This is a genomic window from Photobacterium ganghwense (assembly GCF_017329545.1).
Classification (GTDB): Bacteria; Pseudomonadota; Gammaproteobacteria; order Enterobacterales; family Vibrionaceae; genus Photobacterium; species Photobacterium ganghwense.
This window is the reverse complement of record NZ_CP071326.1, coordinates 1748113-1761961: the sequence shown is the minus strand read 5'-3', so window position 1 is coordinate 1761961 and position 13849 is coordinate 1748113. Positions and strand designations below refer to the sequence as shown.

9 protein-coding genes and 1 pseudogene are annotated in these 13849 nt (G+C 48.2%); 4 read left to right on the top strand and 6 right to left on the bottom strand.

The features are described 5' to 3' along the window. Nucleotides 1-50: 50 nt before the first annotated feature. The 4 genes and pseudogenes from FH974_RS24035 (at nucleotide 51) to FH974_RS24020 (ending at nucleotide 6239) form a co-directional block, all read left to right on the top strand. Nucleotides 51-667: pseudogene (locus tag FH974_RS24035) on the top strand (FMN-dependent NADH-azoreductase). Nucleotides 668-714: 47 nt separating this feature from the next. Further along, entirely contained in the window at nucleotides 715-1770 is a 1056-nt protein-coding gene (locus FH974_RS24030) for a redoxin domain-containing protein (RefSeq protein WP_207103879.1), read from the top strand. Nucleotides 1771-1852: 82 nt separating this feature from the next. After that, complete coding sequence (locus FH974_RS24025) at nucleotides 1853-3919, top strand: protein-disulfide reductase DsbD family protein (RefSeq protein ID WP_242551924.1); 2067 nt, start codon at nucleotides 1853-1855, stop codon at nucleotides 3917-3919. A gap of 292 nt (nucleotides 3920-4211) precedes the next feature. After that, nucleotides 4212-6239 carry a M13 family metallopeptidase gene (locus FH974_RS24020; protein ID WP_207103878.1) on the top strand — a complete coding sequence of 676 codons (2028 nt, stop codon included), beginning with the start codon at nucleotides 4212-4214 and terminating at the stop codon, nucleotides 6237-6239. 20 nt (nucleotides 6240-6259) lie between these two features. On the opposite strand, the gene FH974_RS24015 is transcribed toward FH974_RS24020, so the two are convergent. From FH974_RS24015 to FH974_RS23990, 6 genes are all read right to left on the bottom strand, one after another. Further along, on the bottom strand, nucleotides 6260-7267 hold the full coding sequence (locus FH974_RS24015) for a LacI family DNA-binding transcriptional regulator (protein ID WP_047886299.1): 1008 nt from the start codon (nucleotides 7265-7267) through the stop codon (nucleotides 6260-6262). 343 nt (nucleotides 7268-7610) lie between these two features. Further along, on the bottom strand, nucleotides 7611-9344 hold the full coding sequence (locus FH974_RS24010) for a sodium:solute symporter family transporter (RefSeq protein ID WP_207103877.1): 1734 nt from the start codon (nucleotides 9342-9344) through the stop codon (nucleotides 7611-7613). Next, on the bottom strand, nucleotides 9337-10332 hold the full coding sequence (locus FH974_RS24005) for a nuclear transport factor 2 family protein (protein ID WP_047886297.1): 996 nt from the start codon (nucleotides 10330-10332) through the stop codon (nucleotides 9337-9339). The genes FH974_RS24010 and FH974_RS24005 overlap by 8 nt, the downstream gene beginning before the upstream one ends. A 51-nt stretch (nucleotides 10333-10383) precedes the next feature. Further along, nucleotides 10384-11358, bottom strand: a complete 975-nt coding sequence (locus FH974_RS24000) for a nuclear transport factor 2 family protein (protein ID WP_207103876.1) — start codon at nucleotides 11356-11358, stop codon at nucleotides 10384-10386. A gap of 496 nt (nucleotides 11359-11854) precedes the next feature. After that, a complete protein-coding gene (locus FH974_RS23995) occupies nucleotides 11855-12808 on the bottom strand; it encodes a LacI family DNA-binding transcriptional regulator (protein WP_047886412.1) in 954 nt (317 codons plus the stop codon). Between the two features lie 136 nt (nucleotides 12809-12944). After that, the gene (locus tag FH974_RS23990; RefSeq protein ID WP_207103875.1) at nucleotides 12945-13694 is read right to left on the bottom strand and encodes an HpcH/HpaI aldolase family protein; all 750 of its coding nucleotides are present in this window, start codon (nucleotides 13692-13694) and stop codon (nucleotides 12945-12947) included. Nucleotides 13695-13849 lie beyond the last annotated feature (155 nt).

The window sequence follows — 13849 nt, the reverse complement described above, 5'->3', positions numbered from 1 at the left end:
TTGTAACATCACTACCAATACGGTGTGATTATCGAAGATTTGGAGATAATATGAAAATACTATTGATTAACAGTAGTTCGAGGCAACAAGCGTCCTCGACATATTTCCTTGCGCAAGCCCTGCTTAAACGTGTGTCGATGCTCACGCCTGTGAGCGTGACGGAAGAAAACGTGACGCGACTGCCGCAGGTGGATAATGAATATTCAATCTCCGTGGCGAGCACTGAACAATATTATGATGAGTCGAAGGGCAGTCTCGCGTTGTCGAATCGACTTATCGACGATTTAGTCGAAGCCGACATGGTGATCGTGATGTCTCCGATGCATAACTTTTCGTTGCCTTCCGGATTAAAAAGTTGGGTGGATCATGTGGTTCGCGCCCAAAAGACGTTCGCAATAACGCCAACCGGGAATTATTAGACGATAAACCTGTGTATGTGCTTATTTCTTCCGGTGGGAAGTTTTCAGGAAATGATGCGTATCAACCCGACTTCTTTACACCTTATATGAAAGAAGTACTCAGCACGATTGGTATAAACAGTGTCAGTTTTTTCGCTATTGAAAGTACCGTTTCTTCTCATGATGTCATCGAAAATAATATTAAATTCATTCGTCAAAAACTATTGGCACATCTAGAAGAAAACTTCATCAAAACCAAATTATTATAAATTTCCTTACTTAAACCTTTATAGTCACTTCAAATAGGATGCTCAATATGAAGCCTATGTACAAAAAATATTTAAAGTTCTTATTTACGACAGTATTATTCCTCACTCCCTTATATCAGCAAGCTCATGCGGAAGAAATGGACTACTCAGCCGACGGTGAACGTCGCGCTAAATCGGCGGGCGAGCTTTTGGTTGGGAAACCAGCGCCGGATATGAAAATCACCACCATTGACGGCACCGTCATAGACTTGAGCGAAGTGTATGGAAATAAACCTGTCTATATCAAATTCTGGGCGACATGGTGTATACCTTGTCGTGAGCAAATGCCTGGGTTCGAAGCAATATACCAGCAATACCATGATCAAATAGAAGTGATATCCGTGAACACTGGTATTAATGACAGCGTAAAGTCTGTGAAGCCGTTTATGGCAAAAATGGGACTGACGATGCCGACAGTGATTGATGATGGAACACTCGCTCGTGCGTTTCAATTAAGGGTTACCCCACAACATGTGTTGATTGATAAACAAGGCTTGTTTTCATACTTTGGCCATGTCGATGACGAAGATTTTCATCATCAACTTGAGCGTGCCATTAAACAACCCTCCGTTGACAAGGTGACCTACGCTAGCTCGTCTGAGCCGACTACACGTGCGTATCAAGTCGGCGATACGTTGCAAGGTTTAGATTTCACCACGATCAATGACAAAAGCCTTGAAGTAAAATTTGGTCATACAAATAGCGACAAAGTCGGACTGGTATTTTTTGGCCCTTGGTGCGAATGGTATTTGGAAGAGACGGCACCGGAGTCTTCAAAGGCGTGTACTAAAGTGCGCGAACTTCTCGAAGTGAAATCTCAATCAGGAGATATGAAATGGGTCTCTATCTCCACCAATGTTTGGTCCTCAGTTGCTGAACTTCACGAATATAAAAAGAGTTATGGAACAAGTCTACCGATTGTATTTGATGGTAATGGAAAGCTATTTGAAAAGTTTGATGTCAATCAAATCCCAACAATTATTTTAATTGATAAGAATGGACGCATTGAATCGAAAGTATCTGTACAGGATAGTGAATTTGAGAATGTTTTAGCATCACTGTGAAACTCTAGGATATAAAAGTCCAACAATGGCTGTTATTTTAATTTCAAATGAATAATAACAGCCATTGTTCTAACTGTTAGAGATGAAAGCCATGAAGTGCGTCGCTATTTTCGTCCGCATAATGACTCTTATCGCTTGTATGATTGTTTCATTTCAAGCGCTGAGTAATCAATATGATTACCCGAACAATTTACTGTCTGTTTCGATTTTTCCAGAGTCTGAACACCCGTCTGTTGGTCAAACACATACGCTAGCGTTAAAAATGACGCCTCAAGCAGGCTGGCATGGGTATTGGAAAAACCCAGGTGATGCTGGGTTTGCCAATAATTTCAAATGGTCTTTACCTGAAGGTGTGACTGTTGGCGAATTTGCCTACCCGGCGCCAAGCCAACTGCTCACCAGTGGTTTAATGAATTACATCTACCATGGTGAATATGTGCTGTTAGCCCCTTTGATGATCAGCAAAGATTATCAAGAAGGTGAATCTGTCGACTTAAATCTCGAGCTCAATTACTTGGTGTGCAACCCAGAAAGTTGTTTACCGGAAAGTCAGTCATTGAGCACGACGTTGACGGTTGGTGACGGTGCAAAAGATAGCGCTCTGCAAAATCGGTTTAACCAGTGGCAGGCATTAATCCCTAAACCCATCAACGAAACCGGGCAGTTTTACACCAGCGACGAGACGTTTACGCTACGTTTGCCATTGCCCAGCTCTGTCGATATTAAGAACGCGCACGTTTATCCCGTCATCAACGATTTAATGTCTAACAGCGCCGCTCAACAATTTACTTTAAAAGATGATCGCCTCACGATGACTACGACGAAAGGCGACTTGGACGGCGACTTATTTGAAGGCGTCCTCGAGCTCAATAATGGTACTTCGTTGCGATTTCAGGCAGAGCGTATCGATGCTTCAAGTTCGTTGTCCGGTCAGCCGGATTCATGGAAGGATAACGACATCGTGCTCTCTATCATCGCGTTTCTGGGAGCAATTGCGGGTGGCCTATTGCTCAACATCATGCCGTGTGTGTTTCCAATCTTGAGCCTGAAAATTTTAAGCATTGCGCATCAAGGCTCCGAAAAAGAAGCCAGAGCAGGTGCTCTCGCCTACACGTTCGGTGCAGTCTTAGTGTGTGTGGTGCTGGGCGGTATCATTCTGGCGTTAAGAGCGCTGGGTCATCAGGTGGGGTGGGCGTTTCAACTGCAAAGCCCAGTTGTTATCGCGACGTTGATTCTGTTGATGAATGCGATCGGTTTTAACCTGGCGGGATTGTATGAGTTTGGGACTTTAACGTCTGGTTCGAGCTTACAAGAATCTAAAGGGCCAAAAGGGGATTTTTGGACCGGTGTACTTGCCGCGTTTATCGCGACTCCATGTACCGGTCCGTTTATGGCGACCGCATTAGGCGCAGCATTAGTGTTACCGGTTGTTAGCGCATTTATGATCTTTGCCGGGTTAGGATTTGGCATGGCGTTGCCATTTTTGTTGGTGAGCTTTATCCCGTGGTTGCGGACGGTGCTGCCAAAACCGGGAGCGTGGATGGCCACCGCAAGACGCATCCTGGCGCTGCCAATGTTTATCACTGTGCTGGGGCTGTTATGGATATTGATGCGTCAGGCCAGCAGCGATTTCACACTGTTGGTCATTTCGGCGACCATGCTATCAACATTTGGCATGTGGTTAACCGGTTTATGGCAAGTCTCACAACGCAAGATGCGTTGGTGGCCAGCCATTGTGTTGAGCCTGTTACCGCTGTTAGTGATGGTCTCGTGGGATTCAGATGTGTTGGCACAGCCATCTCAAATAGAGCCCAATGCTTTGCAGTTCGATCAAGCAAAATTGGATGAGTTGAAAACTGAGCACGATGTGTTTTTGTACTTCACGGCGGATTGGTGTTTGACTTGCAAAGTGAATGAAAGAACCTCGATAGAACGAGACAGCGTGAAAGAGGTGTTTAATCAACAGGGTGTGGTATCCATGGTCGGCGATTGGACCAATGGTGACAGTGCCATCACTCAATTCCTGACAAAGCATAAACGCTCAGGTGTACCACTTTATTTATGGTATCGAAAAGGGTCAGACGTTCCAGAGATTCTGCCTCAGATATTAACCCCCAACATTCTTCTTAATCAGTTGTCCGAACAGTAATGAAATCCAAGCCATATAACTATGTTTATATGGCTTGGTATAGAGCTAATCGAAAATCATTTAACTCAGCATACCTTTCATTTAAATCAAATCAATTCTCTACCGGCAGTGATGCATACACTGAAACGATCGGTAACCTGTAAACCCAGTTAACTCCCTAACTCATAAATGGTCCAATACCAATTTCCCCTTCTTCTATCTAGCCCCTAACTCTCCCCAAAACCAACCCTCACCAACTACCCTAAACTATACGGTATTGATATGGCGTAGCCTGCCTTCAGAGGGCGTAATCATGCATGTGAAATCTGTTTTTGAATCGGTTTGCAGTCTGCTGTTGTTGTTTGTATCAATTTGGCTGCTAATGACGTTATCTGTTCCTTTTGCAACGGCGGCGACTCAGCCTCGGCCACAGGATGACTTCTACACATATGTAAATGCCGACTGGCTGGAAAAGACGCCTATTCCGGAGGATTTACCGGGCATCGACAACTTTACGCAAGTGACTCTGAATGTGAACAAGCAGGTATGGGATACGCTGGAAACGTTGCGTAAGGCAACGTCTCCGTTAGCGCCGTACGAGAAGCAGTTGCTGGACTTATACCTTTCTTACAACGATATCGAACAGCGCGATAAGCTGGGGATCCGTCCGCTCACTACGGAGCTCGAGATGATCGATAACTGTAAGGATCACTCATGCATAGCCAGAGCCTTCGCCGAACTGGAAAAATTGGGAGTGGGTGGCCCGTTGATTATTGGCGTGACCAATGATGCTAAAAATTCCTCTCGTTACATTGCCACCGTGGTGCAGTACGGTCTGGGCCAGACGCAGGCCGTGCTGGTAGGCGACGATGATCGCTCACAGAAGATTCGGGCGTTGTATCAGGAGCACATCTCAAACATGTTAACTCTGGCGGGTTTTAATGACGGCAAGGAAAGGGCATTACGGGTAATCAATCTGGAACAGAAGCTGGCGCAGATTCAATGGACCCCTGCTCAGAACCGGGATCCTCAGAAAACCTATAACCTGTTTGATACTGCCAAACTTCAACAAACTCTGCCCCATTTCCCAGTGAAAGATATGCTGTCGGTTCTGGGTTTTGAGCCTGAACTGGACATGGTCGTCAAGCAACCGTCATACCTTGTCGCGCTCAATGCGCTGTTTGCCAACACCAGAATCGAAACCTGGCAGGACTACCTTCGAATGCGGTTGATTGCTGAGCATGCCGCGTTGCTGTCGAGCGATTTTCAGGATGAAGTTAATGCTTATCGCCGGAAAATGGGTATCGCAGGGAAAGACATGCCGCAATGGCTTCGCTCGGTTTTTTTCCTGGAAGAAAAAGCCGACATGCTGGTTGGTCGGGTATATGTCGCACATCATTTCAGTGATGACGAACTGGCCCAGATTCAGAAGATCATTCAGGCCATTAAAGAGGAATACCGGAGTGCGATAACCGATTCAACCTTCTTCAGTGAGCCGACCAAGGTACAGGCACTCGCCAAGCTTGAGGCAATGCGGTTTTATATTGGTTATCCCAAAACCTGGAAGGACTACAGCGCACTGACAATTACCCCGGATGATCTGATTGGCAACACACGACGGATTGCGTTGTTTGACCATGAGGAAATGGTGGCCAAGCTGAACAAACCTGTCGACCCGGATGAATGGCTTCAGGCCCCAACCATGGTAAATGCTTACTACCAGCCTTCAGCGAACAAATTCATGCTAATGGCGGCGATTTTGCAGCCACCGTTCTTTGATGCGTCCTGGAGCGATGCGGCTCAGATGGGAGGCATAGGTTTTATTATCGGTCACGAAATCGGCCACGGTTTTGATGACCAAGGCAGCCAGTATGACGCCGAGGGAAATTTGAGAAACTGGTGGACACCAGAGGACAGAAAAAAATTTAACGCGGTAGCGAAAAGGGCGGTGACACAGGCCAATGCGTATGAGATTTTGCCGGGACATTACCTCAACGGCGAGCTGGAACTGGGGGAAATTCTGGGGGATCTGAACGGCTTGCATATTGCTCATCGTGCCAACCTTCGCATGGTGAAAGCGGCGGGAAGTACCAATGAACATGAGCTCAAACTGCAGATAGAAAAAGCCAACCGTGATTTCTTTGAGCAGGCCGCGAAAGTATGGCGTAGCCATCTTCGCGAGGCCACGTTGCTGAAGTTTCTGGAAATCGATGGGCATCCGCCGGGGAAATACCGGGTAAACGGCATATTCCCCCATCTGGATGCGTTCCATGATACCTACCAGATCAGCCCCGGCGACGGCATGTACTTACCGCCGTCAGACAGGCTGAAAATCTGGTAGTTCGCCAGGAAAGACTGTGATCAGACCTTGGTGGTCTTACGTTCAATCAGTTTGACCGGGACCATCATCTTGACCAGGCTGCTGTTCTGATTGCAGATTTGATCCACGATGATTTTGACCGACTCGCGCGCCAGACGTTTAAAGTCCTGGCGGAACGTTGTGAGCTGGTAGCTCAGCCATTCGGTTTGCGGAATATTGTCGAACCCGATCACCTGCAAATCGTCAGGAATGTCTAATCCACATTCCAAGCGGGCAACATCCATTACAGCCATCGCAAGGTTATCGGTGGCACAGAACACGGCCTCTGGTCGCTGTGATGTTTGTAACAGCTCGCGGATGGTATCCAGCGAGCTGGTGTAATCGTAGGACGCCTCAACCACTCTTGGTGTCTGCCCGGCTAGCTCTTCAAATTCAGCAATAAAGCCATTTTTTCGTTCAACGTTAGTAAATGTTGGCACTTCACCGGTCAGGTACACGGCCGACGTAACGCCGGTTTTGTGCAAGAGCTGGGCGGCTTGTTGCCCTGCCTCATAGTTGTCGCTGATGACATAGCTGCTTCTGGTTCCTTCCACCACCCGCGCGTATTGCACTACCGGAATATTGAACTCTTCACATTCTTCATACAGGGTCTTATTAAAGGTGGCCGAAGCGGCAATCACACCATCAACCCGGTACTGGAAGATGTTCGGAATTGAGTGATTGTCTTTTTCATCAACCTGCCAGGGGATTAAGACCGTCGAGTAGCCCTGTTTCTGTAATTCACTGGAAATCAGCTGCAGGGTTTTCATATGAATAGGGTAGTCGGCATCCGGAAAAACCAGACCAATGAGTCTGGATTCGTTGGTGGTCAGGCTGCGCGCAAAGGCGTTGGGCCGATAGTTGAGAGCTTTTGCGGCCTCAAACACTTTCTGCTTGGTTTTTTCGGATACAGAGCTGCCCGGTATAAATACCCGGGAAACCGTGGACTGAGAAACGCCTGCTAACTTAGCGACATCTTTGGATGTAACCGTGTTTTTTGGTGAATTCATGTGTGTTGCTTACCAGCCTGATGAAGAGTCGGTAGAGTAACATAAATAGGTACGTATTCATAAATAGAGGCAGGTTAACACTCGAAATTTAAAGGGGTCAAGCAGAGTTTACTCATGGGTTTGGGTTAATCCAATTCTGAACAGGCCTATCGAGCGGGTGGATCGCATTATAACAGCGGCTAATCGCGACGATCGGCAACGGTGTTGACCAAAAGTGCTGGTGAAAAAAGCCGCTCAAGCATTTGCGGTACTTGAGCGGCTTGTATCAGCCAATGTTAACTAGGATTCGCTTATTGATAACGTGCGTTTATCAATAACGTACGTTTATCAATAATCACTACGACTAATTGGTTTGCTCGACATCCTGATTGCGAGCCGGGCGTCGGAAAGAATAAGCGATATAGCCAAGCAAACTCAGTACGATAAGCACGGAGCAGCCTCGGACAAAATTGATTAATAGCGGCGCATTATCGATAAACTCATTGATGCCCCAGAGCAAGACGATAGAGAAGGCAAACATCATCAGCAGGCCGTAACAGGGTGCATCGATTTTACCCGGCACCACATACCAGCCGTCTTGCTTGATGGGCTTGTTCAGGCGGGCAAATTCAGCTTGCTGGCCTTTGACCGTATACAGGTGCATGGTTTTCTGCTTGCCGGACAACGCCAGGCTGGTAACATAGGCAACCACGCTGTTCACCACCACACCAATCACACAGTACCATGGCCATGAAATGTCGGTGGCCACTGCCACATACCAAATCGCAATGAAGCTTGCTGCGACCCCGATCAGCAGTCCTTTTTCTGTAATGTGTTTAGAGTAGAAACCCAGCACAAACATACAGAAACTCGCCCCAACAAAGTAGGAACCGGCTTTACTCAACACTTCCAGCACTGATCCGGTACTGGTCGCAAACATCAGCGCTGGCACGATAACCAAAATGGCCCAGGCAACGGTAAAGACGCGTGACATTTTGAGGTAATGCTCATCCGACTCTTCCGGCTTGTAAAAACGGCGGTAGAAGTCTGCCACCGAAACGGTCGCCATGGAGTTGAACGCCGAATCCAGGCTCGACATGCTGGCGGCCAGAATGGCGGCTGCGATGATCCCCATCAGGCCCGGCATGCCGTATTCACTGGCGTAATGCAGAATGATAGTGTTGCCGTTTTCAAACTCTTTGCCGTCGTAATAGGCGTAGAACAACACACCCAGCAGAATGAACACGAAGTAGATGAAGAACGCTACATAACCCATCATCAGCATTGCTTTTTTTGCATCGCCCATGCTTTTGGCTGCCATGCAACGCTGTACCATCATTTGGTTACCGCCGTAGACCGTAGTGTGGAACATGGTCATTGCGATCACACCAGCCCAAACGGTCGTCACCTGGCTCAAATCCATGCTGGTTAACAGGGCATCGGTCATGCCGTCCGCTTTGAGCTTGACCATAATATCCGTCATGGGGGCAGGCATGCCGTTCCATACCGCTTCGATGATGATAAAGGCACCGGCGAACAGAATGAAGGCCTGAATCACGTCTGTCCAGATCACTGCCGCAATGCCGCCCATGACGGTGTAGATCAGCGCGATAGCGGTCACGATGACGATGCAGTACACCACGTCGATACCCGTAATGAACTCTAGAATCATCGCGGTCGCATAAAGTACAGCGGCAGAGCTCAGGGCTTGCTTGATCAGGAAGATCATTGACAGCGTCAGGCGGGATGCCTTACCAAAACGGCGTTCCTGGTATTCATAAATCGAGGTCAATCCGTTGCCGTAGAAAAATGGCATGAATACCGACACGATGAAAAATATCACCAATGGGTAGTTAAGGTGAATGGCAATGACTGACAGCCCTTCCTTGTAGGACCAAGCCGGTCCGCCAAGGAATGACATGGCGCTCACATAGGTACACACGACTGAGATACCTATGGCCCACCATGGGATGTTTTTGTCACCCAGCGCAAACTGGTTCGCTGAGGTGACTTTCTTACCGATCACCGCGCCCAATATAAGGGTGAGCACAATGTAGCTGCCAAGAATTAACCAGTTGAGTGTGCCGAATTCATGCATACGTTGGCCCCTCCAGTTGCTCTTTCATTTGCGCGAACACGTCGTAACCCAGTTGCAGCAGCATGTGGATAATGTCGATCGCGACCCAATTTTCTTTCAGTAAATCGCCTTCCCGACGCCAGAAGTCCATGACACGAAGATCGATTCTTTTACTGGTTGGTGCCATGCCCAGCCAGCCACTGTGCCCGGTATGGGTACCGAACATGTGAGGCCAACCGCCAGTGGATACGTAGTCATTTTGAGCCAAAATATTAATGTCTACAGTCACCCCGCGATCAGGGAACGCAAATACAAATGGTGCCTGGTGGTGGTTGCGGAAACCTTTAATGCCCCGTGTGGTGCCAATACCCGCCGGGCCGTACCACATGAAGTCGTCATGCCAGTAGTTTTCGAGATCCATCGAATACAGGTCTTTGCCATCAAAGCGACCCAGGCAGGCCAGCATATCCAGTACTAACTGAAGACTTTTCTGGCTGCGATCAGGGCAAACCGCACCGTGGTTAAAACCGTCACAGGTTGCCGGTGCCGGAACCAGTCCGTCGTGTCCCAGGCTCTTGCGCAGCGGGTTCACACCGGCCTGATTCATGGCATCGATGAAATCCGGAATCATATAAGATTCGGTGATCTGATTGTCTTCGATACACACAAGCTCGGTGTAACGTAAATACAGTGTCTTGCCTGTCGCCGGGATACCGAACAGGGCATTGTCGAACGTACCGACAAAGTAACCTGTCGAGTTGTACCAGGTACGGCCTTCGTACTCGCCGTCCATGACGATTTGCGGGCGGCGCTCAATATCCGGCAAGGCGGATTGCAACTGGATGAGGAACTGCTCATGCGCAGACTGAGGGTTGTTCAGATCATTAACAGGGTGAGCCACACACCATTTCACATCCGGGTTCAAGTACTGTTGGGCGATAGATGCTTTTTCATCGGCAGAAGCGCGAAAGTAGTCGTGGTAAAACTGCTCTATTTTATTCAAAAACATGGTGTTTCCTTACATTATGTGAGTATGAACGGCTTAACCGAGGGGGCCGGTTTATCCCTGTTGGAGCAAAATTTGTTTCCATACGGCGGTTTCATCAAACAGGGTGAATTCACGACGTAGTCCCCAGGGACCAAATTCGGCGTGGCTGATACCCATGATGTAAACGTCCTTGCCTGACGGCTTCCCAAAGATGCCGTGGCCTTCATGTTTGCCCTCTAGTGACCAGCGAATGGCTGCACGTGGTGACATCATGTCGTCGTTACGGCCAATGCGATGGTGAACCTTGAAGGTGGCATTAGGGAAAGCTGAACGGAGTGACATCCAGAACTGATCAATACCCGCGTGAGAAAGTGCCGTTTGGCCGCCGGTGTATTCGCCGATACAGGCCCGGTCATATGCTTGAGGAATAACAGAAAACTCAGCGCGCATCAGACGTTGAAGAATATCTTCGTATCGCTGGCCGAATTCGTTGTCATTGCCGATGCCGGTGTAAGGGCCGGCGACATCCTGCTCAGGGGTAAACGGGAAAGGGCTGGATTCAACGCCGCCTTCCTGTTCAATCTGCTGGCGTGCGAACGCTTCTGAAGTTATCCCTAACTGGTGGGCAATGGCAGCCACATCGCGGATCATCCACTCGTCGTTAATCTGGTTATTAATGGCGTGGCAGTCGGCGATGATGCGAAACTGGAGTTTCTTGTTGGTAGCTTGACCAAATGCGCCATGGTTGGCATGGGTGGCGGTTGAAATAATGCGGTGGGAAGAAAGCATGCCTTGCTCGGGATTACCAGACCAAATGACATCTTCGCCATACAGGGTGCGATCGGGAAATTCCGCGAGTGTACCCATGGTCGCACTGATGACATTGTCGTTACCTTTTACAATGGAAAGCGGCGTCCGTACGATAATGTCTGGCGCGTAATAGTGCTGTAAAGTGTGCAGCCCTCTGTCTTCCCAGATCTCTTTCGTGATTCCCAGAATGTAATCGGGAAAATCACGCCACTTTGGGTCAAAGCCTGCCATAGCCATAAACTCTCTCCTTGTTGAATGCATGCTGTAATTGGTTTTTGATTACGTATCCAAAATCGTAGAATGTTGCGTTTATGTCAATGGAATGTTTTTCTTGTGTGTGTGGTTTGTGCTCGCGATCGGGTTTTTAATAAAATAATAAATAGCGTTTTGACAGGAAATAATCGTCGTCTATGGCATGAATCTATTCGTTTGTTGGCACTGATTATGAATATTCAACCATTACCGTATGGGGAGGAGAACTGTGGGGGAGTGACGTTTACGGCGAGTGATGATTACCTCATCCTGACGAATTAAATTGGATACGAATCCAATGTGGCTTTTTCAGTTGGGGGATGGACCCAGCACGTTATGCGTAAGCAGAAAGCAGAAAGCAGAAAGCAGAAAGCAGTAAGGTGAACGTGACGGGATGGCAATAAAAAAGCCCTGCCAAGAAGGCAGGGCTTTTTAGTGTTTGTGAAAACGGCATCTTTGCCGTTCGAGCAGATTGAAGTGCCTAAACGCTGCCGCGCTCGATCAGAGTACCTTCTTCGAACAGATAAGCGCCTTCTGCATCCTGATTAGCGTTAATCCGGTTCATCAGATCTTCGACGGTGCGCTTCACTATTTTATCTATTGGCTGGGCGATGGTGGTCAGGTTGTAGCTCGGCCATGCTGCCATAGGAATGTTATCAACCCCCATGACGGCATAATCTTGAGGAATCACCGCGCCTTTTTGCCGCAAACCGTCCATTACGCCCATGGCCAGAATATCGTTGGCACAGAAGATGGCATCGGGCTTCATCCCATGCCCCAAAATTTCACTGGCTGCCGCCAGTCCCGCTTCAAAGCTATATTTGGCCTGGATAAAAATGGGGGATGGTAACCCCAGTGCCTGCAATGTAGACGAAAAACCTCGCCAGCGTTCTTCACTGGTCATCGAGCCTGCATCACCACTGACGTAGGCTAACTGCCTGTGTCCCTTGCGACTGAGGTACTCTGCTGCTTGTTTACCTGCCAGCTGATTATCAATACCGGTGATATTGGCATTAATCCCTTCCGCATAACGGTTAATCAGGCTTAGGTGTACCCCAAATTTCTCACATTGGGCAAAAGCGCGAGAAGTCAGTCGACTGGTAGCAATGATTAGCCCATCCACCTGATATTCAATGGCGCGCGAGATGGCCAGGTCGAGATCATCCTTGTCGATTGGGCACAGAACAACCTGACCGCCACGCCGTTGGATTTCGAGTGCTAATGCCCGGGACTGGAGATCGTACATCGGGTTCGATTCGCTATCTAAGGCAATAGCGACCAGTCCGGAGCGGTTGGAGATCAGGCCGCGGGCGATTGCGTTAGGCGTGTAACCCAGTTTGGCCGCAGCATCCATCACCATTTTGCGCTTTTTCTCGCTGATGCTTGCTGTCGGACTGAATGCCCGGGATACCGTCGATTGTGAGACGCCGAGCATTTTGGCGACGTCCATCGAAGTCACTTTCGCTTTAATGGTGATACTCCTCTAACTTAGCGTAAGCCAAGAGTGTATGAGCTGAATGATTTGCGTGTCTAGTCGAGACCGGTAATCCTCAATAAGTAGAAGAAAAAACTTATGAATTCATCACATTTATTTCTCTTTTGAAGCCGTCGATGATCATCTTATGCTCTGATCCGACACAGAAAAACTGCACACCGAGCTCTGCCCACTGTTTTGCTGCTTCGGCTGTCGCGACAAACATGCCCACCGGTTTATGGCTCGCTTTTGCAGCTTCAATAATCCGGATACTGGCCTGAGTCACACGATCGTCATTCACACTGCTTGCCCCATAGGCGACGGTTAAATCCACCTGTCCGATGAAAAGCGCATCAATCCCTTCAACCTGCGCAATACGCTCAATATTTTCAACGCCTTCCGGGTCTTCAATCTGAGCAATCACCACCGTTTTTGCTTTGCTGTCTGACAGGTGCTGTGCCATTGGTTTGGTGGTGTAGCATGCTGCCCGGCTTGAGCCAGCATAGCCCCTTCCACGCTCTCCGTAATGACACATTCTTGCGATGTCTTCGGCTTGTTGCGCTGTACAGACATGGGGGATCTGCACGCCAGTCGCACCGCAGTCCAAAGCATTGAGCACGGTCGATGGGTTGCTGTCCGGTACCCGGACAAGACAAGGCAACTGATGTGCTCTTGCAGCCAGAATACAGACATCAAGACTTGCCCTGTCGAAAGGGGCGTGCTCGGCATCCAGGACAATAAAAGGCAGTTCCGCTATTGCCAGCACTTCGATGATGTGCGGGTGAGGGGTTTTGACAAACGTGCCTATTAGAACCTGCTCACTGATTGATTGTTTGAAATTGAACATTGTTAACTCCGGTTGCAAAGGTATGCAAAATCTAACATTTAAAATTGTAAATAAAGAGTGAAATTTGTGTGATCCATTTATCATTAATGAGGTTGAAATCGAATTAAGACACCTAAAATTCTTCACAATTTAAACGGAAGTTAATAAAAATCAGT